Source organism: Paenibacillus sp. Y660 (assembly GCF_057221575.1).
In genome coordinates, this window is record NZ_JBXBBJ010000003.1 from 155,271 (window position 1) to 180,940 (window position 25,670).

General features: G+C 46.5%; 26 protein-coding genes. All 26 read right to left on the reverse strand.

Translation table 11 applies throughout. From position 1 onward, the window contains the following. The gene (gene truB, locus AC2TDN_RS05630; protein ID WP_484687275.1) at positions 1-915 is read right to left on the reverse strand and encodes a tRNA pseudouridine(55) synthase TruB; all 915 of its coding nucleotides are present in this window, start codon (positions 913-915) and stop codon (positions 1-3) included. A gap of 3 nt (positions 916-918) precedes the next feature. After that, the gene (locus AC2TDN_RS05635) at positions 919-1,908 is read right to left on the reverse strand and encodes a DHH family phosphoesterase (RefSeq protein WP_484687276.1); all 990 of its coding nucleotides are present in this window, start codon (positions 1,906-1,908) and stop codon (positions 919-921) included. Next, the gene (rbfA, locus tag AC2TDN_RS05640) at positions 1,905-2,261 is read right to left on the reverse strand and encodes a 30S ribosome-binding factor RbfA (RefSeq protein ID WP_482065506.1); all 357 of its coding nucleotides are present in this window, start codon (positions 2,259-2,261) and stop codon (positions 1,905-1,907) included. Before rbfA ends, AC2TDN_RS05635 begins: the two co-directional genes overlap by 4 nt. A 7-nt stretch (positions 2,262-2,268) precedes the next feature. Beyond that, positions 2,269-4,812: a translation initiation factor IF-2 gene (gene infB / locus AC2TDN_RS05645; protein ID WP_482065659.1), complete on the reverse strand. Its 2,544-nt coding sequence runs from the start codon at positions 4,810-4,812 to the stop codon at positions 2,269-2,271. 61 nt (positions 4,813-4,873) lie between these two features. Continuing rightward, positions 4,874-5,206, reverse strand: coding sequence for a L7Ae/L30e/S12e/Gadd45 family ribosomal protein (locus tag AC2TDN_RS05650; protein ID WP_482065507.1), 333 nt, complete (start codon positions 5,204-5,206; stop codon positions 4,874-4,876). Further along, positions 5,193-5,507, reverse strand: a complete 315-nt coding sequence (gene rnpM, locus AC2TDN_RS05655) for an RNase P modulator RnpM (protein WP_053375758.1) — start codon at positions 5,505-5,507, stop codon at positions 5,193-5,195. The genes AC2TDN_RS05650 and rnpM overlap by 14 nt, the downstream gene beginning before the upstream one ends. A 41-nt stretch (positions 5,508-5,548) precedes the next feature. Then, positions 5,549-6,646 (reverse strand): transcription termination factor NusA, encoded by a 1,098-nt coding sequence (gene nusA, locus AC2TDN_RS05660; RefSeq protein WP_053375757.1) that lies wholly within the window; start codon positions 6,644-6,646, stop codon positions 5,549-5,551. A gap of 38 nt (positions 6,647-6,684) precedes the next feature. After that, the gene (gene rimP, locus AC2TDN_RS05665) at positions 6,685-7,146 is read right to left on the reverse strand and encodes a ribosome maturation factor RimP (protein ID WP_484687277.1); all 462 of its coding nucleotides are present in this window, start codon (positions 7,144-7,146) and stop codon (positions 6,685-6,687) included. A gap of 169 nt (positions 7,147-7,315) precedes the next feature. Further along, positions 7,316-11,623, reverse strand: coding sequence for a PolC-type DNA polymerase III (locus AC2TDN_RS05670; protein WP_484687278.1), 4,308 nt, complete (start codon positions 11,621-11,623; stop codon positions 7,316-7,318). 42 nt (positions 11,624-11,665) lie between these two features. Beyond that, positions 11,666-13,114 (reverse strand): proline--tRNA ligase, encoded by a 1,449-nt coding sequence (gene proS, locus AC2TDN_RS05675; protein ID WP_484687279.1) that lies wholly within the window; start codon positions 13,112-13,114, stop codon positions 11,666-11,668. Between the two features lie 4 nt (positions 13,115-13,118). Beyond that, the gene (rseP, locus tag AC2TDN_RS05680; RefSeq protein ID WP_482065512.1) at positions 13,119-14,393 is read right to left on the reverse strand and encodes an RIP metalloprotease RseP; all 1,275 of its coding nucleotides are present in this window, start codon (positions 14,391-14,393) and stop codon (positions 13,119-13,121) included. Positions 14,394-14,481: 88 nt separating this feature from the next. Beyond that, the gene (locus tag AC2TDN_RS05685; protein WP_484687280.1) at positions 14,482-15,621 is read right to left on the reverse strand and encodes a 1-deoxy-D-xylulose-5-phosphate reductoisomerase; all 1,140 of its coding nucleotides are present in this window, start codon (positions 15,619-15,621) and stop codon (positions 14,482-14,484) included. A gap of 18 nt (positions 15,622-15,639) precedes the next feature. Then, positions 15,640-16,434 (reverse strand): phosphatidate cytidylyltransferase, encoded by a 795-nt coding sequence (locus AC2TDN_RS05690; RefSeq protein ID WP_482065514.1) that lies wholly within the window; start codon positions 16,432-16,434, stop codon positions 15,640-15,642. Between the two features lie 27 nt (positions 16,435-16,461). Then, complete coding sequence (gene uppS / locus AC2TDN_RS05695; RefSeq protein WP_482065515.1) at positions 16,462-17,226, reverse strand: undecaprenyl pyrophosphate synthase; 765 nt, start codon at positions 17,224-17,226, stop codon at positions 16,462-16,464. Positions 17,227-17,287: 61 nt separating this feature from the next. After that, complete coding sequence (gene frr / locus AC2TDN_RS05700) at positions 17,288-17,842, reverse strand: ribosome recycling factor (RefSeq protein WP_484687281.1); 555 nt, start codon at positions 17,840-17,842, stop codon at positions 17,288-17,290. Continuing rightward, entirely contained in the window at positions 17,842-18,570 is a 729-nt protein-coding gene (gene pyrH / locus AC2TDN_RS05705; RefSeq protein ID WP_482065517.1) for a UMP kinase, read from the reverse strand. The genes frr and pyrH overlap by 1 nt, the downstream gene beginning before the upstream one ends. Positions 18,571-18,673: 103 nt before the next feature. Then, positions 18,674-19,324: a translation elongation factor Ts gene (gene tsf / locus AC2TDN_RS05710; RefSeq protein WP_054028956.1), complete on the reverse strand. Its 651-nt coding sequence runs from the start codon at positions 19,322-19,324 to the stop codon at positions 18,674-18,676. A gap of 144 nt (positions 19,325-19,468) precedes the next feature. Further along, positions 19,469-20,167 (reverse strand): 30S ribosomal protein S2, encoded by a 699-nt coding sequence (gene rpsB / locus AC2TDN_RS05715; RefSeq protein ID WP_053375748.1) that lies wholly within the window; start codon positions 20,165-20,167, stop codon positions 19,469-19,471. A gap of 178 nt (positions 20,168-20,345) precedes the next feature. Further along, a complete protein-coding gene (locus AC2TDN_RS05720; protein WP_484687282.1) occupies positions 20,346-20,942 on the reverse strand; it encodes a hypothetical protein in 597 nt (198 codons plus the stop codon). Continuing rightward, a complete protein-coding gene (locus tag AC2TDN_RS05725) occupies positions 20,935-21,498 on the reverse strand; it encodes a DUF6115 domain-containing protein (RefSeq protein WP_484687283.1) in 564 nt (187 codons plus the stop codon). Before AC2TDN_RS05725 ends, AC2TDN_RS05720 begins: the two co-directional genes overlap by 8 nt. A gap of 36 nt (positions 21,499-21,534) precedes the next feature. Beyond that, positions 21,535-21,864, reverse strand: coding sequence for a hypothetical protein (locus AC2TDN_RS05730; RefSeq protein ID WP_482065520.1), 330 nt, complete (start codon positions 21,862-21,864; stop codon positions 21,535-21,537). Between the two features lie 43 nt (positions 21,865-21,907). Then, a complete protein-coding gene (locus tag AC2TDN_RS05735) occupies positions 21,908-23,314 on the reverse strand; it encodes a DUF342 domain-containing protein (RefSeq protein ID WP_484687284.1) in 1,407 nt (468 codons plus the stop codon). A 15-nt stretch (positions 23,315-23,329) separates the two neighbouring features. Beyond that, entirely contained in the window at positions 23,330-24,115 is a 786-nt protein-coding gene (locus tag AC2TDN_RS05740; protein WP_482065522.1) for a FliA/WhiG family RNA polymerase sigma factor, read from the reverse strand. Between the two features lie 4 nt (positions 24,116-24,119). Beyond that, positions 24,120-24,557, reverse strand: a complete 438-nt coding sequence (locus AC2TDN_RS05745; protein ID WP_482065523.1) for a hypothetical protein — start codon at positions 24,555-24,557, stop codon at positions 24,120-24,122. Between the two features lies 1 nt (position 24,558). Then, positions 24,559-25,053: a chemotaxis protein CheD gene (locus tag AC2TDN_RS05750; protein WP_482065524.1), complete on the reverse strand. Its 495-nt coding sequence runs from the start codon at positions 25,051-25,053 to the stop codon at positions 24,559-24,561. After that, positions 25,050-25,670 (reverse strand): chemotaxis protein CheC, encoded by a 621-nt coding sequence (locus AC2TDN_RS05755; RefSeq protein ID WP_482065525.1) that lies wholly within the window; start codon positions 25,668-25,670, stop codon positions 25,050-25,052. Before AC2TDN_RS05755 ends, AC2TDN_RS05750 begins: the two co-directional genes overlap by 4 nt.

Here is a 25,670-nt window from a genome sequence, read left to right on the forward strand (position 1 = left end):
TTAAGCTGAAAACACCTTGACTGGTCTGAAAACAGCAGCACCCAGATCGATCTGAAAAATGCCAAGAAACGAGTTATTATCGTTATAAAGACGAATAAGCTGTTCATCTATATAGGTTGCATCTCGATTACACGCATGGGAAAGATTAATCTTCTGTCCCAAAAGCGCAAGCTTGCCTATTGCCTCAGGAACAATCGCGCTCTCCAAATGTGTAATAGCTTCGTCAGCAGCAATTAAATGCTCACTTAATTCGCCCGCTTTCTCCAGCTCCTCGATTTGCTCTAACGTCAAGCAGCTTTCTTTCGTAATGCCGCCTGACATCGTTCTCGTCAAGTGGGCCATCGTCGCTGGAACGCCGAGCGCTTTGCCAATATCCACGCATAAAGTACGAATGTATGTACCTTTTGAACAAACGACAGAAAACGTAATTTTAGGCTGATCGAGCTCAAGCTGCGCGTCAATGAGATCCATTTGATGAATCGTTACTTTTCTCGATTTACGCTCAACCGTTTTACCTTCTCTTGCCAGCTCATAAAGCCGTTTGCCATCCACTTTTACAGCGGAATACATAGGCGGGACCTGTTCAATTTCGCCTGTAAAACGACTTAATGCTTCACGAATCTCTTCTTCTGTAACAGCTACAGATGATTGCTGCTCAATGACCGTACCGGTTAGGTCTTCCGTATCCGTCGCAATACCAAGCTGCAATACGGCTTCATAAGACTTAGGTCGCTCTTGAACATATTCAACCACTCTAGTAGCACGCCCTAAACATAAAGGCAATACACCTGTCACCATAGGATCGAGCGTACCTGCATGTCCAATCCGCTTCATCTTTAGAATGCGGCGAACCTTTGCAACCACGTCGTGAGAAGTCCAGCCTTCAGGCTTCCAAACTGCCAAAATGCCGTCCATCGATTAAACCAACGCCTTTCTGACTGCTTCCACCAGCTCGTTAATCGACTCTGATAATGAACCCTCAAGCCGACAGCCGGCTGCCCTTACATGACCGCCGCCGCCAAAATCTTGCGCGATTGCAGCTACATTGGCTTTGCCCGCCGAACGCAGACTTGCTTTAACTGACCCGTCGTCTGCTTCTTTAAATAATATGCCGACCTCAACCCCGTCAACATTAAGAGCATAATTTACGATACCTTCAATATCCTCGGGTACCGCGCCTGTCATTTGCAAATCGTCTTTTCCAATAAAGACCCAGCCAATTTCCAAATTATCTGAAAAAGTGAGCCGGTTTAACGCGATTTGGAGAAGCTTAAGCTTAGCCATCGTCATTTTTTCAAGCAAATGATCTGCAAGATCGTTGCCTGACACGCCTAATGCAAGCAAATGCGAGGCAATTTCCATGACACGCGGACTTGTATTGGAATAACGAAAGCCACCTGTATCGGTCAAAAGACCGGTATAGATAGCTGTTGCGCAATTCAGATCAAACGAAATTTCTGCTCTTTCGATTAGATCATACAAGATCTCGACTGTTGCAGCAGCTTCAGCACGAATGACATTTACAGAACCAAATCCGTTGTTGGTCGGATGGTGGTCGATATTGAGCAGCTTTGCGTCTGGCGCAAAGCTGCTCGCAACCTCCCCGATTCGTTTGAAATCAGCGCAATCGACCGAAATAATGGCATCGAACTTTTGCTGCGGTACAGCCAGCTTATAGTTTACAATCGAATCAAATTGATGCAAATAGCTAAGTCTCGACGGCAATTCGCTTTCATTGATCAAAATAGCCGATTTACCAAGCTCCTGAAGCAGCCAGCCGACGACAACAGTAGAGCTTATTGCATCACCGTCAGGCTGTACATGCGACACGACCAGAAAGTGATCGGAATCCTTGATGAATGCCAGCGCAGCATCCAACTGCTTCAAATAGCTGTCTTGTGCCATCATTGACTTGCATTCCCGCTGTTGATGTTCTCAAGCAAAGATTCAATGCGGCTGCCGTATTCGATACTGCTATCGAACTTGAACAGCAGCACTGGCGTGTGACGAAGTCGCATACGCTTGCCTAGCTCCGTACGGATAAAGCCCGTTCCGCTTCCAAGAGCCTTAAGCGTAGCTTCCTTCTGTTCTTCACTTCCAAGCACGCTTAGATACACCTTAGCTTGTGACAGATCGCTCGACGTTTCAACGCCGGTTACGGTGATGAAACCTATTCTAGGATCTTTAAGCTCTGTTTGTATAATTTGGCTGAGCTCTTTTTTAATCTGCTCGCCTACCCGTCCTACGCGGATTTTTGCCATGCTATAATCACCTCTCTACCGATTCCATGACAAACGCTTCGATCGTATCTCCTTCACGAACATCGTTGTAACGGTCAAGTGTAATACCGCACTCGTAGCCTTGTGCAACTTCTTTCGCATCATCCTTGAAGCGCTTAAGGGACTCAATCTTACCTGTGAAGACAACGATGCCGCCACGGATAAGACGAGCTTCTGCGTTACGAATGATTTTACCGGAAGTGATCATGCAGCCTGCAATTGCGCCAACCTTCGTAACTTTAAATACGTTACGAACCTCGGCATGACCGATAACAACCTCTTTGAAGATCGGATCCAGCATGCCCTTCATCGCTTGCTCAATCTCATCGATGACATTGTAGATGACGCGGTGCATACGCACGTCAACCTTCTCTTGTGCAATGGTTGCTTCAGCTTGCGGATCTGGACGAACGTTAAAGCCGATTACGATCGCGTTGGATGCCGATGCCAAAATGATATCGGATTCCGTAATCGCGCCTACACCGCTATGGATGATTTTAACGCGTACGCCTTCGATGTCGATTTTCGCGAGCGATCCTTTAAGTGCTTCTGAAGAGCCTTGAACGTCGGATTTGATAATAACGTTCAGATCTTTAATTTCACCATCTTTGATATGGTTATACAGATCATCAAGCGTTACGCGCGTATTGGCACCCATATCCGATTGACGCTGTTTAATGGAACGACGGTCAGCGATTGCACGGGCCTTGCGCTCATCCTCGAATACCATGAACGGATCGCCGGCTTGCGGAACTTCCGTTAAACCAGTAATTTCTACTGGCGTAGAAGGACCTGCTTCTTTTAAACGGCGGCCTTTGTCATTAACCATTGCTCTGATACGGCCGAAGCAGTTGCCTGCAACGAAAGCATCGCCGATTTTCAGCGTACCGTGCTGTACGAGAATACGTGCAACCGGACCTTTGCCTTTATCAAGCTCGGCTTCAATAACGGTAGCGCGAGCGCGTTTGTTAGGGTTCGCTTTATAATCATTTACCTCTGCTACGAGCAAGATCATTTCAAGAAGACCTTCAAGACCGATTCTTTGCTTAGCGGAAACTTCGACGAAAATCGTATCGCCGCCCCACTCTTCCGGAACGAGCTCATATTCAGTCATTTCTTGCTTGATTTTGTCAACATTAGCTTCAGGCTTATCGATTTTGTTAACTGCAACGATAATCGGAACGCCAGCAGCCTTCGCATGGTTAATCGCTTCTATCGTTTGCGGCATAATGCCGTCGTCGGCTGCGACTACGATAATCGTAATATCCGTTACCTGAGCACCACGAGCACGCATAAGCGTAAACGCTTCGTGACCCGGTGTATCTAGGAACGTAATTTTTTTATGGTTGATTTCAACTTGGTAAGCACCGATGTGCTGCGTGATACCGCCGGCTTCTCCGCCTGTTACGTTCGTTTTGCGAATCGCATCAAGCAAAGTTGTTTTACCGTGGTCAACGTGACCCATGATCGTAACAACCGGTGGACGCGTTATCAAATCATCGTCTTCGTCTGATTCTTCAACCGTTTCGAAGGAATCTTCCTCTACAGGAATTTTCACTTCAACCTCTACACCATAATCCGTAGCGATCAAATGGATAGCATCCATATCGATTTCTTGGTTGATTGTAGCCATAACACCTAGGAAAATCAGCTTTTTGATAACTTCTGATGCATCCTTATGAAGCAATTTAGCTAATTCGCCAACAGTCATCGTACCGCGAACGATAATCTTTTTAGGCGTATTGTCGATTTTCTCACGAGGCGGTTGTTGTTGGAACTTGCCGCCACGGCCTTTTTGACCGCGGTTGTTGTTGTTTCCTCTATAGCCGCCGCCAGGCTTGCCGTCTTCAAAACGCTTTTGGCCTGGTCTTGCATTTTTATTGTCGTTCCCGCGCGCTTGCCCTTGCGCAGGCTTGGAATCGAAACGGCTTTGTCCAGATGGTGCCGGACGGCTGCTGCTTGCAGAAGTACTTGGGCGGCTTGCTGAATTTCCTTGTCCGCCTTGAGCTGGACGATTTTGTCCTGATGATGCCGGACGGTTGCTTTGACCGCCTTGCCCTTGACTTGGACGGCTTGAACCCGCGCCTTGGCTAGGGCGATTTCCTTGGCCGCCTTGTCCTTGGCTCGGACGGCTTGAGCTTGCGCTTCCTTGGGATGGACGGTTGTTGCTGGATTGTTGCGCAGGACGATTCGTTGATTGCTGCCCTGCTGGTCGTTGTTCGGTTTGGTTGGTTTGTGTTTTCGTATTAATAGAATTCATAGGCCCCTGTCTGTCTTGATTCGTATTTTTGTTTTCTTGAACGGCAAGCTTTCGTTCTTGCGGCTGCTGCGACTGCGGCCGGTTTGCTGACGATTGAGCGGAGGATACAGACACGCTTGTCGTTTCCTGTGCCCGCTTAGCAGCTGCATTTTGCTTAATATTTCGGAAAAAGCCTTCGACCTTGTTTACCATTTCATTTTCCATGACACTCATATGGTTATTGACCGGTAAATCAAGTCGTTTAAGAATCGTAATGATTTCTTTGCTGCTCATATTAAGTGACTTGGCATACTCGTAAACGCGCAGCTTATCTTTATTGTCCTTGCTGTCTTGTTTATTGTCCAATATGATCCACCTCCGTATTATGGCTCAGATGACTCGCAATCATTTTTCCGAATTGCGCATCGGTTACCGCTAGTACAACCCGTTCTGGCTTACCAATCGCCTTTCCTAGTTGCTCACGGTCGAATGCTTCGGCGAGTTGTATTCCGTAGGTGTTGCATTTGTCACGAAATTTTTTCTTCGTATTCTCTGAAGCATCTCCTGCAACGATAACAAGATGCACTTTATTATTTCTCACAGCTTTGAGTACGATCTCATCGCCAGTAATCAGCTTGCCAGCTCGCATAGCCATGCCCAGCTGTGATAAGCTCTTATTCTGCTTCATCGCTTATCAGCTCCTTGCCGGCGATAAACTGCTCCTCTACCGCTACAAAATCCTGCTCGAGCTGATCATAAATATGATCTCCAACATGCTGCTTCAACGCTCGATCAAGTGCCTTGGATTTCTTTGCCAATTTAAAGCAGCTTACTTTACCGCATAAATACGCGCCGCGGCCCGCTTTTTTGCCTGTCAGGTCAATTTGCACCTCTTCGGCCGGTGTCCGCACAATCCGAATGAGTTCCTTCTTCGGCATCATCTCCTGACAAGCGACGCATTTGCGAAGCGGTACTTTTCTCGGTCTCATTGTACACCCCTCCTCTGCCAGCTGAATTGACGCTTAACGAATTAATCGATGGATACCGAATCCTGGTGCATGATCGTCGTCAAAGATTTCGGACGGCCATACTCCTGCTCCGCTTGAGTCTCGCTCTTAATGTCAATCTTCCAGCCAGTAAGCTTAGCGGCAAGCCTAGCATTCTGGCCTTTGATGCCGATCGCTAGCGACAACTGGTAGTCTGGAACGATAACTCTAGCCATCTTCTCTTGTTCGAATACGATAACCTCAAGCACCTTAGACGGGCTGAGCGCATTCGCAACATATTCATCCACGCTTTCAGACCAACGAACGATATCGATTTTCTCGCCTTTAAGCTCGTTTACGATCGTCTGAACGCGCAGTCCCTTTTGTCCAACACATGATCCGACCGGATCAACCTCAGAATTGCGGGAATGTACAGCAATTTTCGAACGGAAGCCGGCTTCGCGCGCAACCGAACGAATTTCCACGACTCCGTCATAGATTTCAGGCACTTCAAGCTCGAACAGTCGTTTTAATAGACCAGGATGGGTACGGGACAAAATAATTTGCGGACCCTTGGTCGTATTTTCGACTTTCGTAATATAAGACTTCACGCGGTCGCCATGCTTGAACTTATCGGTAGGCATCAGCTCAGTAAGCGGCAATACAGCCTCTACCTTGCCTAGGTCTACGAATAGGTTGCGAACATCTTGACGCTGAACGATACCGTTTACGATATCTTCCTCTTTGTCGATAAAAGCGTTATAGATCAGTCCGCGCTCAGCTTCGCGGATGCGCTGCGTTACAACCTGCTTCGCTGTTTGCGCGGCGATGCGGCCGAAGTCACGCGGCGTTACTTCAATATCCGCAATATCATCCAGCTGGTAATGAGGATTGATTTCCCTGGAAGCCTCTACTGTAATTTCCAGACGCGGATCCAGCACCTCATCGACAACTGTTTTGCGGGCATATACTTTAATAACGCCAGTGTGGCGATTAATATCGACACGCACATTTTGCGCGGTATTGAAATTTCTTTTGTAGCTGGAGATAAGCGCTGCCTCAATGGCTTCCAATAGGACATCTTTGGTAATTCCCTTATCTCTTTCTATTTCCTGTAACGCTTCAATAAAATCCATGCTCATTGGACTGGATTTCCCCCTTTCAATATAGAAAACGAATATTAGAACACGATAGCGAGTCTAGCGCCGGCTACCTTGACATAAGGAATGGTATACTCCTTCTTGCCTGTACGGACAACCGCGTTTTCCCCGTCAAATGAAAGTAGCAGCCCTTCAAATTCTTTAGCGCCGCTAATCGGTTCATATGTCGTTATGTAAACGTGTTTACCGATTGCTTTACGTACATCTTCTTCCTTCTTAAGCGGTCTTTCTGCTCCCGGGGAAGATACCTCTAGAAAATAAGCGTCAGTAACCGGATCGTTCTTATCCAGCTGCTCGCTCATAAATTCGCTGATACGGCCGCAATCGTCGATATCGATGCCGCCTTCTTTATCCACGAATATACGAAGGAAATAGTTGCTTCCCTCTTTGACATACTCAATATCAACCAGTTCAAATCCATTACTGCTGAGGTATGGCAGGACCATTTCCTGGACGGCAGCTTTGATTTTGGAAATACTCAAATTCAGTTGACCTCCTGTTTATACGCACTATGCCATTTTGCCATTTACAAAACGTAAAGAGTGGGTTTCCCCACTCTTCTGCATCAAAGTCTTTATCATCATCATTGCCAGAAAAATTATAACATAACCGCACTATAGTGACAAGAAATCTTTTCTAACAGGCCTCATTCTAAAAGAGGGATAGCTGGTTGGATTCAGGCAATCCACGGAAGCATCCCATGTTGCCGAGAACCTCTACAATCGTCTTTGTAGCCTTCGATTTCATCTGGAAATCCTCGATCGACAGATACTCGCCATCGTCTCTCGAAGCTGCAATATTGCGAGCCGCATTATCGCCGATACCTGCAATTGCAGCAAATGGCGGGATAAGCGAATCGCCGTCAACCAGAAACTTCGTCGCGTCGGAGCGGTACAGATCAATTGGCTTAAAGGAGAAGCCGCGCGCCGTCATTTCAAGCGACATTTCCAGCTGAGACACCATGTTTTTCTCTTTAGGCAGCGCGTTAAACCCTTTGGCTTCAATTTCGATCAGCTTCCGCAGGATCGCATCGTATCCTTGGCACAGCAGCTCTAAATCAAAGTCATCCGCGCGGACGGTAAAGTAAGTCGCATAGTAATCAATCGGATAATAAAGCTTGAAATAAGCTGTACGAACAGCGGATATGACATAGGCAGCAGCATGTGCTTTCGGGAACATGTACTCGATGCGAAGGCAAGAATCAATATACCACTGAGGTACCTTGCACCGCTTCATCTCATCGATCCACTCCGGCGTGAGCCCTTTGCCTTTACGCACGCTCTCCGTAATTTTGAACGCCAAGCCCGCATCCATCCCCGCTTTGTAAATCAAGAAAAGCATGATGTCATCCCGGCAGCCAATAACGGTCTTGATGTTGCAGGTGCCGTTCTTGATCAGCTCCTGCGCATTTCCGAGCCAAACGCCCGTACCATGCGACAAGCCGGAAATTTGCAGCAAATCCGCAAAGGAAGAAGGCTGCGTTTCCTGAAGCATTTGCCGTACGAATTTGGTTCCCATCTCGGGAACGCCATATGTCGCTACCGAAGAGCGTATCTTTTCACCAGGAATGCCCAGCGCATTCGTCGAGTTGAACATGCTCATCACTTTGGGATCGTTCATTGGAATGCTCGTTGGATCAACGCCAGTCAAATCCTGCAGCATCCGCATCATGGTCGGATCATCATGACCTAGAATATCGAGCTTAAGCAGGTTTTCATCAAAAGCATGATAGTCGAAGTGGGTCGTCATCCATTCCGCGTTGACATCATCAGCCGGGAATTGAACAGGCGTAATGTCCTCTACTTCAATATAATCGGGAACGACGACAATACCGCCGGGATGCTGTCCCGTACTCCTCTTCACGCCGGTACACCCGCTGGCAAGTCTTGCGAGCTCCGCGCCGCGCCACTTCTTGCTATGCTCTTCTTCAAATTTCTTAGCAAAGCCATAGGCTGTTTTTTCGGCTACCGTACCGATTGTTCCGGCACGGAACACACTCTTATCGCCAAACAATACCTTCGTATAGTTATGGGCGATAGGCTGATAATCACCCGAAAAGTTAAGATCGATATCGGGAACTTTATCGCCTTTAAAGCCGAGGAACGTTTCAAACGGGATGTCCTGTCCTTCGCCCTTCATCGGCTTCTCGCATTTCGGGCATTGCTTGTCCGGCAAATCGAAGCCGCTCGGAATGCTTCCGTCCAAAAACCATTCGCTATGGCGGCAATCCGGATTTTTGCACAAGTAATGGGCTGGCAGCGGATTAACCTCGGAGATGCCGAGGAACGTAGCTACGACCGAAGATCCAACCGATCCCCTCGAACCGACCAAATAACCGTCTTCGTTCGATTTTTTAACGAGCTTCTCCGATATCAGATAGTTGGCGGAAAATTTAAATTTAATAATCGGAATAAGTTCTTTCTCCAACCGGTCGATAACGACCTGCGGCAAGTCCTCGCCATACATCGATTTTGCTGTGTCATAGCAGGTCCTTCGTATTTCTTCATCCGCTCCATCGATATTAGGCGCGAACAAGCCTGTCGGGAACATGTCATAAGGCTCAAAACGATCAGCAAGCTCAGCCGTATTCGTTATGACAACTTCCTTCGCTCTTGCTTCTCCGAGAAAAGCAAATTCCTCCAGCATCTCTTCCGTCGTGCGGAAATGAGCGTCAGGCTTGCGAATGCTCTTCAGGGGACTAAAGCCCGTAATGCCGTTAATTGTAATATCCCGGTACATTTTGTCCCGCGGATTCAAATAATGAACGTTTCCTGTTGCGATTACCGGCTTGGCGAGCTCATCACCGATTTGACAGATGCGACGATGCGCTTGTTCAATTTCGGCCCGGCTGCTGACTAGCCCCTTCTCAACCAGGTGCATGTAAAAATCGATCGGTTGAATTTCAAGGACATCATAGAAACGGGCAACCTCCAGCGCTTCTTCGTACGACTTGTTCAATACCGTCTCGAAAAACTCGCCCTTCTCGCAGCCGGATATAACGAGCAATCCTTCGCGAAGCTCCACGAGCTTGCTTTTTGGAATCGTGGCTACGCGTTTAAAATGCTTGGTATGCGATAATGAAATAAGCTTGAACAAGTTTTTCTTGCCTACCGCATTTAAAGCGTAGATATTGCTATGAAAAGGCCGTGAATTGGATAAATCGATGCCTACATAATCGTTTAACTGATGCAGATTCGTTATATTTCGTTCAGTTGCATCCGCAATCAAGCCGTACAGTACGCCGCCAAGCGCAAGGGAGTCATCTACCGCACGGTGATGGTTCTCTAGGCTGACCTTGTATTTATCCGCCAAAGTATTTAAACGATGATTTTTGAGCGTCGGGAAAATAAAGCGTGCCAACTCAAGCGTATCGAGCACTGGATTTTTAACCTCTGGCATGCCAAATGCTTTGCAGTTGGCTTGAATGAAGCCGATATCGAACCGCGCATTATGCGCAACGAGAATATCATCGCCTATAAATTCAATAAACTCACGGAGTTTCGGCTCAATTTCGGGCTGCCCTTTTACCATATCATCATTGATATTAGTCAACTGCTGAATATGATAAGGAATCTTCTCATGCGGGTCAATGAGCGTCGAGAAACGATCGATTTCTTTCCCGTCACGCATTTTAACCCCTGCAAGCTCGATGATTTTGTTGTTGATAACCGACAAGCCTGTCGTCTCTATATCGAATACAATATAAGTTGCAGTCGCAAGAGGCTCCGGCCTTGACTGCAGCACCATTGGAACGGCATCGTTAACGACATTGGCTTCTAAGCCGAACAGCACCTTGATGCCATGCTTCTTGGCTGCTTTGTTCGCGTCAGGGTAACATTGCACATTGCTGTGGTCGGTTACCGCTATCGCCTTATGTCCCCATTTGGCTGCCGTTTTGATATATACGTCGACCGGCGTTACCGCATCCATGGCGCTCATCGTCGTGTGGAGATGGAACTCAACGCGCTTCTCTTCAGCTTTGTCCATGCGATCCGGAGGTGATTTAACCTCATGCAAATCATTTGGCATCATCACGAGCTCAGGCTCCTGCATAAAGCGGTCATATTCGATCCGCCCGCGCGCTTTAACCCATTTGCCGTTGGCAAGCTGGCTTAAAATTTTGACATCGTCCTTCGTCTTGGCGAACATCTTCATCGCAATGGAATCCGAGAAATCCGTCACATTAAAGGTAAAGAGCGTGCTTCCGTTGCGAAGCTCCTTCACATCGAGGCCAAATACGGCGCCTTGCACCGTAATTTTCTTTTCTTCCTCGATGATATTCATCAATGGCACAGGCTCTTCGCGGATATCATAACCAACTGCGAGCCTAATCTCAGCCTCATCCACAAGCTCGGATTCAGATTGCGAGTTAGCCATCAGCTCCTGCACGTACTCGCGCTCTTCCTGTACGATCCGAAGGGCGTATTCGTCCAAAATCTCTTGCCTTGATTCGCTCATGATCATCTTCACTTTGCATTCACGCTGAAAATATTGATTATAAAATCGGATAATTTCTTCGTCCAAACGTTTCTTGCGAGCAAGCTCCAGCCCCGTATTATCGAGCAATGACAGCGTAAGCACATCACCTTCAACTGAAATGCTGGCTTTTTGAAGCCAACCGTTAACGGATGCGATCTCGCGCTGAGCCCACTCCATAAATAAACCCCAGTACTGCAAAACAATCGATTCTGTCTCGACCACAGGGTCATAAACGAATATAAAGGATACCGCAGCGATATGCTCGAATTTCATACGAGCCGCTTGGCATAGTCCATTATAGGCCTGTAAAGGCACCATGGACGTTTTGCGGATGCAAAACGTCCATTCCCGATTGCTGTTGCTGACGATAACTTGATCGATATAACCATCTTGAAAATAAGTTTGTATAAGTTCCTGCGGCAGCTCCGTCTGCTGTAAAAGCATATCGAAGCGCTGCCGCTTGTCAGCGGTTTGGCTCATAAAACTCCACTCCTTAAGATCCGAACCGAGCTTCTTCAGTTCTTAATAAGCACGTGCAAATACAACAATATGTTTAGACTCATCGCCGCATACGAGACATGTGCTCTTCTGCGTAGATGGTTCAAATGGGATATTGCGGCTTGTTGCCCCTGTTTCTTCCTTAACCTGCTTCTCACAAGCAGCAGATCCGCACCAGCCAGCTTCTACGAAGCCGCGCTGCTCTTCAAGGAAGCTCTTCATTTCATCCAAGGTATCAACCGAACGCGAGTTATCGATACGGAACTGCTTCGCGCGATTGAACATTTCATGATGCGTTTCCTCGAGCATCGCTTCCACTTCCGCAACGAGATTCGCTTGTTGAACGACACGTTTCTCACCTGTAATGCGAGAAACGAGTACAACTTGTCCGTTTTCCATATCACGCGGTCCAAGCTCCAGACGAAGCGGAACGCCGCGCATTTCGTACTCATTGAATTTCCAGCCTGGGCTGACGTCTGAGCGGTCGTCTACACGTACACGAACGCCTGCTTTCTTAAGCTCAGCATACAGCTCGTCTACACGGCCGACAACCTGCTCGCGCATTTTCGCCGGACCGATCGGAATCATGATCACTTGGGTTGGCGCTACCTTCGGCGGCAGAGCTAGACCGCGATCATCGCCATGAACCATAATTAGTGCGCCAATCAGCCTTGTGCTAACACCCCATGATGTCGTGTGCGCGAATTGCAATGTATTTTCACGATCAAGAAATTTGATATCGAATGCAACGGCAAACTTTGTGCCGAGGTAATGGGAAGTTCCGGCTTGAACAGCCTTCCCGTCCTTCATCATCGCTTCAATAGAGTAAGTATCTACAGCACCTGCAAAGCGCTCGGACGGCGTTTTCTCCCCTTTAATAACCGGGATTGCGAGAAACTCCTCGACAAATTGTGTATACACATCGAGCATTTGCATCGTCTCTTGACGAGCTTCCTCTTCCGTCTCATGAGCGGTATGGCCTTCCTGCCACAAAAATTCGCTTGTGCGAAGGAAAGGCATCGTCCGCTTCTCCCATCGAACTACGTTAGCCCATTGGTTAATGAGCAAAGGAAGATCACGATACGATTGAATCCACTTTGAATACATATGACCGAACATCGTTTCCGATGTTGGACGGATAGCGAGCCGCTCTTCCAGCTTCTCGCCAGCGGCCTCTGTTACCCATGGCAGCTCCGGATTAAAGCCTTCGACATGCTCTTTTTCCTTTTGGAAAAAGCTCTCCGGAATGAATAGCGGAAAATAAGCATTGCGGTGGCCCGTTTCCTTAAAGCGGCGATCGAGGTCGCGTTGAATATTTTCCCAAAGCTCATAGCCCTCCGGGCGGAACACGATACAGCCACGCACCGGAGAGTAATCCATAAGCTCAGCTTTCTTAATAACATCTATATACCATCTGGAGAAATCTTCGCTTTGCGGCGTAATTTCTGTAACAAACTGTTTATCCTTAGACATGAGACTATTCCCCTCTAACCAATCGTAAAATATCATTATAGGTTACTACAAGCATCAGCAGCATAATGAAAGCGAAGCCTACAAAATGCACCATGCTCTCACGGTTTGGATCAATTGGCTTTCTTCGAATCGCTTCAATTCCAAGGAAAATGAGTCGGCTGCCGTCCAGCGCTGGAATTGGAAGCAAATTGAAAATACCTAAATACAAGCTGAGCAGTGCTGTCCACGAAGTTAGCTGTGCGATGCCCTGCTTGGCAATTTGGCTTGTTACCTCAGCGGTACGCACCGGCCCTCCAAGATCATCAAGCTTGAACTCTCCGAAAATAAGCTTCTTGAACCCTTCAAAAATGCTTATCGTCATTTTTTTCATCAGATTGCCTGCACCTGTAAACGTCTCCGAGAACGAAGCAGGACGAGTCGGCAGTGCCGCGCTAATGCCTACCTTGCCTACTCCTGCATCATTAGGCTCAGGCGTAATGACAATCTGCTGCGCCTTGCCTTCCCGAATGATGTCCATTTTGACTGGCACATTCGGTGATTTGCCGATTATGGCAATCATCTTATCGAAATCAGCACCGATTTTGATTCCGTTAACCGCATCGATAACGTCGCCTTTTCTAAGGTCGACCTTATCTGCCGGCATACCTTCGGAAATTTCACTGACAAGCAGCTTATCCGGCGATTCAACTGGAATGCCGACCATCTGGATGTACGTCGCAAACAATACGAATGCGAGCACAAAATTCATTAGCGGCCCTGCAAATATAGCAAGCGCACGCTGCCCTACCGTCTTGCTGTTAAATTGTCTGTCAAGCGGCGCAATTTGGGTGTCCTTCCCTTTGGCAACCATCAATGCCTGAGGATGCACCGAGAAGGTCTCGTTCTCGCCTTCGACATCCAATGTTACGGATAGGCTTCTCTCCAAATCGATTTTGACGATTTCGCCGCGAATAACGCCGCTTCTCTCGTCAAGACGATCCAAATACAATCGTGTAATTTTATCGTCCTTCAGACGAACCGCTATCGTTTGGCCGGGTTGAACGTCGACAATTTCAGGATCCTCGCCTGCCATTCGAACAAATCCACCCGCCGGCACTAGCCTAAGCGTATATCTAGTTTCGCCGCGTTTTACCGAAAAGAGCTTGGGCCCGAAGCCAATTGCAAATTCTCGAACCAATATTCCCGCACGTTTAGCGAAATAGTAATGACCCCATTCGTGGATCGTTACGATAACGAAAAAGACGAGTATAGTCAAAAAGACGACTTGAATCATGTGCATATAGCTGAAGCCTCCTGTTCGTTACGGCCTGTACATAGATTATCATTATTCTCCCGTCCGATACAAGAGAACCGGAATTTGACCGATATTATACGGATTCTGCCAGCTGGCGCGCCCAAGCGTCCACTTCAGCGATCATTTGCAGGTCATTGATATCCGATGCCTCATGACGTCCAACTACCGTCTCCAATATCCGTTCAATGTCAAGAAACGTAATTTCACCTTTCAGAAAACGTGCCACTGCGACCTCATTAGCTGCATTGAACACGGAAGGAGCAGATTGGCCGAGACGGCCGCATTCAAAGGCCAGCCTGAGGCATGGGTACCTGTCGTAATCCATCTCTCGGAAGTTCAGCTTGCCGATTTGAGCTAAATTAAGTCTATTCGTTGGTGTCGCGTTCCGCTCTGGATAGGATAATGCATATTGAATCGGTACACGCATATCCGGCATTCCGAGCTGCGCGATTACACTATGATCGGAAAACTCCACATAAGAATGAATGATGCTCTCCGGATGAATAATGACATCTATTTGATCGTATGTAACGTCGAAGAGCCATTTTGCCTCAATAACCTCAAGCCCTTTATTAACCATCGTTGCGGAATCGATCGTAATTTTGGCGCCCATGGACCAGTTCGGATGATTAAGCGCCTCAGCAACCGTCACGCCTTCAAGCTGCTCCCGGGTACGATCGCGGAATGAGCCTCCAGAGGCTGTTAGTGTAATTTGCTTGATCGATTTACGATCTTCCCCGTTCAAGCATTGGAATATGGCAGAATGCTCGCTATCAATCGGAAATATCGATACGCCGCGCTGTCTCGCGCGCTCCATAACGATATGTCCTGCTGTAACGAGTGTTTCTTTGTTCGCCAAGCCAATCGTTTTGCCCGCGTCAATTGCCGCAAGTGTTGCAGGCAAGCCTCTGCTGCCCATAATTGCCGTTACAACGATGTCAGCGTCCACACCAGCCGCAACCTCCACGAGACCCTCCTCGCCATGTACAACCTTCGTACCTGCCGGTAAATGAGGTCGTGCGGCATCCGCATCAGCCTTTGAGGCTAAACTTACGATTGATGGCTTAAATTGCTTTGCCTGTTCTATAATCAAATCGACATTCGCACCCGCCGATAAACCGACAACCTTATAACGATCAGGATCATGAGCTATAATGTCTAGCGTCTGTGTTCCGATTGAACCTGTCGAACCTAATATACTTATTTTTTTCATGCCAAAAATCCTCCTGACTTATACGGGTAGCAGCTCGGTCAGCACTAACAGCGGAAATACGATAAGCCAGCTGTCGCATCGGTCAAGCACACCGCCATGTCCCGGCAATAATGTGCCTGTATCCTTAATGTCTCTAACACGCTTATACGCCGATTGTATCAGATCTCCGAATTGACCAGCTACAGCAGCCACTACGCCGATGAGCAGCGCTTTTGGCAATTCAATAAAATCTGGAAACGCTAGAGCGAATACCGCAGACACAATTAAGGAAAATAAAACGCCTCCAAGGGCGCCTTCAATCGTTTTATTTGGACTTATCGATGGCCAGAGCTTTGTTTTCCCGAAAGCTCGTCCCATAAAATATGCGCCAATATCCGATGCCCAAATGCAGCCAAAGGCCAAAAACGTCCATATTAAACCATTCTGCTCAATTTGACGTGACTGGACCATAGCTGAAAAGCCATATCCTACATATAAAGCGCCAAGCAACATAAGTGCGGCGCCGTCAATTGTTGTTTTATTTTTTGTAATTACAGTTATAGACAGCAGAAGGAAGGCAAGCACCCATAGGATGGCTAGCGGCGATGGGATCGTTATCCCCCAATAAGACCAAGGAAGCACGAACAGTAGCACACCCGCATATCCAAGCAAGGAGGACGGATGCGACCATGCTACACCATTCATGCGCACATATTCAGTAAAGCCGATAATTGCAAGTAATACGAGTAGACTTGTATATAACCATCCGCCTACTATTGCTAAACCGATGAAGCCAGCACCTGCTACAACTCCGGTAATAATTCGTTGTCTCAATGAAAAGTCACACTCCGTCGCTTGAAGCTACAATCCACCATATCGACGTGCACGGCGCTGGTATTCCAAAATCGCCTCTTGAAAATGCGCTTCCGTAAATTCCGGCCAGTACACATCCGTAAACCACAACTCACTGTAAGCTAGCTGCCACATCATAAAATTGCTTAGACGCAGCTCTCCGCTAGTGCGTATGAGTAAATCTGGATCGGGCAATCCGCTCGTAAGCAATCGATCTGCCATCACTGTTTCATCAATGTCATCTAAGGACAAATCTCCTTGCTGAACATCTGACGCGATGCTTTTTATGGCTTCAAGCATCTCCTTGCGGCTTCCGTAATTCAGAGCAAAATTTAAAACAAGTCCAGTATTATTTGCAGTCTTCACAATGGCTTCTTCAACTGCGCTTATTGTAAATGATGGCAAATCCTCTTTATGGCCCATCATACGAACCTGAACATTGTTGGCAATCAGCTCTTCTAATTCAATTTCAAGAAATTGCTGGGGCAGCTTCATGAGAAAATCCACTTCAGCTTTCGGTCTCTTCCAGTTTTCCGTTGAAAACGCGTATAACGTCAAATATTTGACGCCTAACCGGTCTGCTGCAATTGTGATTCGTTTGACCGCTTTCATGCCGGAATGATGACCTGCCATTCGTGGCAATCCACGATCTTTAGCCCAGCGACCGTTCCCATCCATTATAATTGCAACATGCTCAGGCACATTTTCTAAGGACACAGAATCAGTCGGCTGTAAGGACGATTTGCCTAATTTGGCCCAAAGTCGCTCGATCATCTTACTTCCTCCCAACCGAAATCAAAACCAAACCCCACCTATCGGAGGGGCCCAGAGATTATTATACTTCCATAATTTCTTTTTCTTTGGCAACCAGCACTTTATCTACTTCAGCAATAAATTTGTCAGTCGCTTTCTGAATATCCTCTTGATGTCCGCGCGATTCGTCTTCGGAAATCGTCGTTTTCTCAAGCCTCTTCACACCATCGTTAGCATCACGGCGAATATTGCGAATAGCTACCTTCGCTTCTTCACCTAACTTTTTAGATGTTTTTACAAGCTCTGCACGACGCTCCTCCGTAAGCGGCGGAATCGAAATGCGAATCGATACGCCATCGTTCGAAGGCGTTAAACCAAGGTCGGATTTCATAATTGCTTTCTCAATGGCCGACATAGACGATTTGTCCCACGGCTGAATGAACAGCGTGCGTGAGTCAGGCGTGTTAATGTTGGCTAGTTGATTAACTGGCGTCATTGCTCCGTAATATTCCACTTGAATACGATCCAGCAAAGCTGTATTCGCTTTGCCAGCGCGCAGCGACGACAAATCGCGCTTAAGCGCGGAGATCGCTTTTTCCATACGTTCTTCTGCGTTTTTCTTCAGCTCTTGTGGCATTATTTTGCACTTCCTCTCACTATCGTTCCGATTTTCTCACCCAGGACGACGCGTTTAATATTCCCTTTCTCCGTAATTGCAAATACGATAAGCGGAATATTATTGTCCATGCAAAGTGAGGCTGCTGTTGAATCCATTACACCTAAATTGCGGTTTAACATATCGAGGTAAGTAAGCTCCTCAAATTTTTCTGCCGTATTATCCTTAAATGGATCAGCGGAATAGACGCCATCCACTTTATTTTTCGCCATTAGTATCACTTCTGCTTCGATCTCAGCTGCACGCAGTGCTGCTGTCGTATCGGTTGAGAAGAACGGATTTCCAGTTCCAGCTGCAAAAATGACGACACGGCCTTTCTCCAAATGACGAATGGCACGACGTCTGATGTACGGCTCAGCGATTTGCTGCATCGCGATTGATGTTTGAACGCGAGTTGGCACATCGATTTGCTCCAATGCATCTTGAAGTGCGAGTGAATTCATCAATGTAGCAAGCATACCCATGTAATCGGCTGTTGCACGGTCGATCCCCTTTGCAGAACCGGCAATACCGCGCCAAATGTTGCCGCCGCCGACGACAATTGCAACCTCTATGCCAAGTGCAACAACTTCTTTTACCTGATCAGCTATCGAAGATATGACTGTTGCTTCAATGCCATAACCTTCCTGTCCAGACAATGATTCACCGCTAACTTTCAGAACGATACGTTTATACACAGGCTGCTTCAACGTTAATACCTCCATCATGCACCTCATTTGATGAGGTCCCTCAAATATGTTCTAATCATACAAGCAGGCGGGGCGGACGCCCCGCCCCGCCTGTGCGTTCGGATTAATGTTTAACTTGTGCCATTACTTCTTCAACGAAGTTGTCAACTTTTTTCTCTAGACCTTCACCAAGCTCATAACGAACGAAGCGACGGATGGAAATGTTTTCACCGATTTTGCTAATTTTCTCGTTAAGCAAAGTAGAGATCGTTTTGTCAGGGTCTTTAATGAACGATTGCTCAAGAAGACAGAACTCTTCGTAGTACTTCGAGATACGGCCTTCAACCATTTTCTCAACGATTTTTTCCGGTTTGCCTTCGTTAAGTGCTTGAGCTTTCAAAATTTCGCGCTCTTTTTCAAGCTCTTCGGAAGAAACCTCTTCGCGGCTAACAAATTTAGGGTTAGCTGCTGCGATTTGCATAGCAACGTCTCTTGCAAACTCACGGAATTGATCTGTTTTTGCAACGAAGTCTGTTTCGCAGTTAACTTCAACGATAACGCCGATACGGCCGCCTGCGTGAATGTACGATTCAACTACACCTTCAGTTGCAATACGTCCTGCTTTGTTAGCTGCAGCCGCCAAACCTTTTTCACGAAGTACTGCAATTGCTTTTTCAACGTCATTGTTTGTTTCGTCCAAAGCTTTCTTGCAATCAAGCATTCCAGCTCCAGTTCTTTCCCGTAGTTCTTTTACCGCGCTAGCACTAACTGCCATTGTAAGCCCTCCTATAGGTTTCACGAAGTCTATGTAGCTTCGCAAATAATTAATATTTGTTTTAATGATTTACATTCGAAAAAAGGGCAGTGAGAGGTTTATCACCATCTGACCACCCTTTGTTGACTAACTAAAGCCTCTAAATTAAGCCGTTGTTTGTTCGCCTTGGTTAGCTTCAACGATTGCATCAGCCATTTTCGACGTCAACAATTTAACGGCACGAATTGCATCATCGTTACCTGGAATTACATAGTCGATTTCGTCTGGATCACAGTTCGTATCAACGATACCAACGATTGGGATACCAAGTTTGCGAGCTTCTGCAACAGCAATACGCTCTTTGCGTGGGTCAATGATGAACAACGCGCTTGGCAAACCTTTCATTCCTTTGATACCGCCAAGGAATTTTTCCAAACGGTCTTTCTCTTTGCGAAGAATGATAACTTCTTTCTTCGGAAGAACTTCGAAAGTGCCGTCCTCTTCCCACTTCTCAAGCTGTTTCAAGCGATCGATACGCTTTTGAATCGTTTGGAAGTTAGTAAGAGTACCGCCGAGCCAACGTTGGTTGATGTAGAAGTTGCCGCAACGTTCTGCTTCTTCTTTCACGGAATCTTGAGCTTGTTTTTTTGTACCTACGAACAGCATAGTGCCGCCGTCTGCAGCAATCGATTTAACAAAGTTGTATGCTTCGTCAACTTTCTTAACCGTTTTTTGCAAATCGATAATGTAAATCCCGTTTCTTTCTGTGAAGATATAACGATCCATCTTCGGGTTCCAACGACGAGTCTGATGACCGAAGTGTACCCCAGCTTCTAGTAGCTGTTTCATGGAAATAACCGCCATTTCTTCAACACCTCCTGTAATGGTTTTTTAGTGCTCCTCCGCTAGTCGCATCTTTCACCAAAACTTCCGCCGGGCGGAAGCACCGTTTGGCAAAATTGACCTGCGTGCGTTTTTAACACCGTGAATTAATATACCATAAATACATATCACGTGCAACAATCGATTCAGTAAAGATAGATTAGCCAGCTTTATTGCTGGATGTGATCGCATCTGCTTCTTTTCTCGATAACGGTTCGCCCGTAACGACGGCGATTGCATTAGCAACCGTCATCTTTTCTTGGAACAAAAAATAACCGGCGCGAACCAGTTTTTTTGACTTTTTCATCTGACTGACAAATGCTGCTTTGTCATCTATAATACGATTCTCAGCAAGCAGCTCTGCTGTTTTAGATAATCCAAATCCCACTTCGATCCGTATAACATGATTTTCTGCGGCTTGCTTCTCCACCGGTTTTACGGCAGACGTAGGAGCAGCTTCAGACGCAGCAGGCTTCTCCGCTGGCGGCTTCTCCTTTGCTGGCTCCGTATTAGTCACAGGCGGCTCCGCCTGCTCCTTGATCCCCGTCTTCGCTTCTTGGTCAAGGTTGAACGAGTCACGCTCAGCCTTTAACAAAGCGTCTACCTCTACTTGTGTGTAGACCTTCTCGCTTGATTCAGCACCGATTTGGCCTAGCTTTTGCCTGCTTTGTTCACCAGAGAGCATCAACTGGAATAATAAAGCGCCTAAAATGATTCCTGCTCCGAGACCGATCAGAAATACACGGTTTTTAAGCATGCGCGGCTTCCTCCTGCTTGGCGAGCTGAATAATGAGCTGTACCTCGCCTTTATTCATGCCAAGCTTTTTGGAGATCATTTCAATCGATTTTCCTTGTTGATATAAAACAAACAGCTCCGAATATCTGGAATGAATAGTATTCGTTTGAGGAGCGGTCTCTACTGGTGGTTCTGGAAGCTTATTTATCGAACCTTCCTTTATAGCTGCATCATTCGAAATAGGCTGGGTAGGAGCAGTCTGAAGCGTTATTGCTGAAGAACTAGAAGGCGTGTTTTGCAGTTGAGCTGCAAGCTGCTCGCACTTTTTCTCTAGTTCTTCAATCCTATGCTCCTTACGCTCCGCATCAACCTTAGACTCCTGCTGTGCTCTTCTAACCAAATCAACAAGCTCTTCATTATCCTTCTCCATGTTCTCCATGAACTGCTCCAACGCGGTTTCCATGTTCTGCATCGTTTGTGAAGGAAGGGAAGGCTCCTGCTTCTTCCTAGGCATTACAAAGGCGCCAACAATGACAACCGCTCCGAGTAATACAATATATTGCAAGTATGGCTGCATCGTTCATAGCCTGCCTTTCTAATGTTTGCCTTTATTTTAAAGCTTAATATCTAATTTATGCCCTTTATATGGATGAGCAGGAGACTGCTCTTGCATGCTTTCCGCATCGTCGGTTTTTTCTGATCGCTTACGCTTTGCTTGCTGATTGCCTTGATCCTGATGACCCTCATTGTCGCTGCGAACGTTTAGACCGCTCGTATGCTCTATTGCCGTATTTTTGCCTCTTGCAAGCACTGTTTCTTTCGATGTTTGAGCTGCCAGCATATTCTGATCCGCTACAGGTTTATGAATAGCTTGTCCATGCATGCCGCTGAATTCTTGCGTGCGTGGAACAGACATTTGCAAATCTAGAGATTTGAACGTCATTATCGCTCACCCCTTGCGTCATACATTTGTACTTTGTACTTAGTTACCTTGTAAAAGGAACTAACACGATATCCCCCTCCGAATACCGGAAAGATACTCGCTGCGAAGAATCCTTAACGAATCTGGTGTAGCGGCCGATTACAATTTTTGTACCGCCAAAAACGATATTGCTGACGTCGATTCTCGAACGGTCAGTATCCTCAAGCGATTTTTCAATCTCAAGAATCCGAAGCTTCGTTTGATCATTCTCAAGAAGTGTTTGACGTTTCGTTGATGTCAACTTAATGCGAAGTGCCATCTTCTCCGGAGACAGATGACCTGTTGCAGCCAGTTGATCCAATATAGTCAGCGCTTTTTCTGTTTTGTCTAGATTTTCCATATTTTGCTTAAGCCTGCTTCTAAGCTCAAGCATCTCTACGCGATACTCGGGCTTGACGCCTACCTCGATGGTTGTAGCGGTTGACATGGAATTGCCTATCGTTCGCGCACTAACTAGTTCGCCCGCCTGAACGAGACCTCCAACGATTAAACCTTTAGCACCGGAGCAAATGACATTCTTTCCTGCCTTTACTTGCGAGTGCATAATGCTCTGAGAGACAAGCACTTCTTCGCCGGCGATGACATTGCCTTCTTGAATAAATGAGATGCGTACATTTTGTCCAGCCTTAACGAAGCCTTTATTGCTTCCTAAAATTCCGCCTGTTATTTCTACGGAGCCCTCTGATTCGATTTCTGCCCCTTCGACGCCGCCGATTACTCGAATATCGCCAGATGCCCTCACTCTAAAGCCGCTAAGCACATTTCCTCTAATGACGACAGTTCCTACGAAATCAATATTTCCGATGCTGTAATCAACGTCGCCATTCACTTCATATACAGGGAACACATTGATCTTATCTTTATCCGTAAGCGAAATAAGACCGTCAATGGCTGAATACATAGCTGTTTGATCATCATTAAGGACGACATTTTTGCCGACTTTAAATCTGACATGCTTGCCAAGCTTTGAAGGAATTTCTTCCCCTTTGACCGTTTTGCCGGATGGACCTGGATATGGATCAAAGCGCTCTGCAATCAATTGACCACGCTTAACATTTTTTAGCTGAACGACTTCTTTGAAGTCGACCTTCCCATCCTTAAGCTCCGCTGGAACGCTGTTTCTTTTTTCCATATCATAAACAAGTTGAATGAAGCCATCCTTGCCCGGTAAAGGCGAATCGCCTTGTGCAATCAATGTTTGATCCTTATAGAATGCGAGTGGGTTTTTTGCAATTTGATCTAGAATTTCAACTCGCAAGCCATAAACGACCCCTTTGCTGCGAACGAAACGCTCCAGGTCTTCACCGCTGCATCCGAACTCATCCGTTATTCTTGTAAATGACAAGAAGGCAGACATCTGATCGGTTGATGTCTGTATGCTTAGGTATGATTCTAATTGTAAATTTTCCACCTTTTTCCCTCCTTCCTAATGCTGCATGAGTTGATCTTTATGCTTAGCCAACACTCCCCTCAAGCGCAAAATGGCTTTTGAGTGGAGCTGGGATATTCTCGAAGGTGATAATGACATTACTTCAGCAATTTCACTTAATGATAGTTCCTCGTAGTAAAACAATGAAACGACCGTACGTTCCTTTTCGGTAAGACGTTCAATCCCTTTAACCAACGATTCCTTCAAATAAAACTCATGTACTTTATGATCCGGATTTTTAGCCTTATCATCGACTAGCAATGACATTCTCGTCTCCGATTCCTCTTCCCGAATCGGATCTTCCAACGAGCATATTGTAGTTACGGCAATATCTTGAAGCATATTCGTAAATTCTTTCTCCGACACTTCCAGGTAGCGGCTAATCTCAGCATCTGTGACGGTACGCAAATATTGCTGTTCCAAATGCTGATAGGCCTCTTCCACTCGCTTCGCTTTCTCCCTTACGGAACGAGGAACCCAATCTCCCTGCCGCAATCCATCTATAATAGCACCGCGAATACGCCAAGATGCATAGGTTTCGAATTGCAAGCCGCGGCAATAATCGAATTTTTCAATGGCATCAATCAGTCCCATAACACCATTGCTTGCAAGATCATCCTTGATAACGTTTTTTGGCAGTCCAATTGCCATTCGGTTCGTGACATAATCAACAAGAGGTAAATATTGCTCGATCAGCTTCTTCTTTGCTTCCAAATCGCCTTGTTCTCTCCAGGCTTGCCACATCTGCAAGTTTGTCAGATGAGGGGTTTTCTGCTCAATCATCGACTCACTCTCCTGTCAGGTGACGAATGGCTTTAACCAATTCTTCAGGCTGTGTATTTTTTGTAGATAACAATTGAGGAGGATTTAACGGCCGAAATCCAGTTGCTTCATTAGATTGTTCATTCGCAGAGGATTTCGCCGCACCATCCTGCAGCTGTGATTTTAACAATTGGTTAATATCTGCTGACTCATCAGGCGTATGCATGTCTAGTTGGCTGCCCTTGCTCTCATCGTCTTCGATCTGCTCGCCTACTAGAGTAGGAGGCTGAAGAATGTATGCTAATATTGCACGTACTCCATACGCAAGAACAAAAAAAGCGATGAAAGCATACATACTTCTAAGCAGCATTACTGAAATCGGATTATTTCCGATTGAGAAAGCTACCGTAAGCACGGTGCCGAAAATTCCAAATACGACATTCCATCGCCATGTTCCTAGCATATCAAATCTCCTTTGTACCAAACTGCACGCTTCTTATCGATAACATTCCACTTCCACTGTCAAACTCTATCGTGCGTCCAAAGCTGCCGCCAGTATCCTTTGAAATAATCGGGATCTTAAACTTTAGCAGCATTTCCGTACAGGAATCTACGTTTCGGGGACCAATTCTTAATGAATCGGTATGACTGGACATGGCAAACATTTGTGCTCCGCCTGCCATCTTTGCTTTCATTCTCTCAACGTAAGCACCGGCTGCGATCATCCTCTCAAGCAGCTCGGGGATAGCTGTATCTGCATATTTAGCCAGGTTCATTTTGGTCTCGCGGGCAATCTCTGAAGACGGCAGCATGACATGTGCCATACCGGCTATTTTTCGGATAGGGTCGTACAGCGTGAGCCCAACACAAGATCCTAAGCCGGTCGTTTTGAGTATCGCTCCATCTGTTGCAATATTTAAATCAGCCATGCCTACTTTGACCAAGTTTTGTTGTATCATTCAATAACGACTCCCAAAGCCCTAAATATTTTTTCAAACGACTCTGGGTCAGGTATCAGGAAAAAATGTCCTTCAAGCGATTGACAATCTTCCAAAAATGTCGTTTCAATAAGTAGGGCCGAGTCTCCCATCTCTCCGTATTGCATGAGTCCATAGCTCAGAACGGCTCCTGCCATATCTACAGCTATAGCTGGGACGGATGGTGCCATCGATAAATGAGTAAAGTCAGCTAGCGAAGACAAGTATGAGCCTGCCAAAATGTTGCCGATCTCGCAAAGCGCTGACAGCTCCATCTCTGAATAGCTCTCTTGCTCTTCTATATTCATCGCCAGCAGCTGCCGCAAAATTCGCTTAGCAGCTACTTCCTCAATAATGAAAAACATATTGCCAGGCGCTTCGCCTTCCACCCTAAGAAAGACGGCAATAACGATTTGCTCGGAACCGCCAACACGCTCCGCAATCTCTTCAAAGGGCAGTAAGCTTACTTTTGGCACAGCCATATCTACAGGTTTGTCCAACAAGCGTGATAGTGCAGTCGCAGCGTTTCCTGCTCCTATATTGCCGACTTCTTTTAATACATCAAGCTCAAATGCTTCCAATCGGTTGAATAGGCTCAC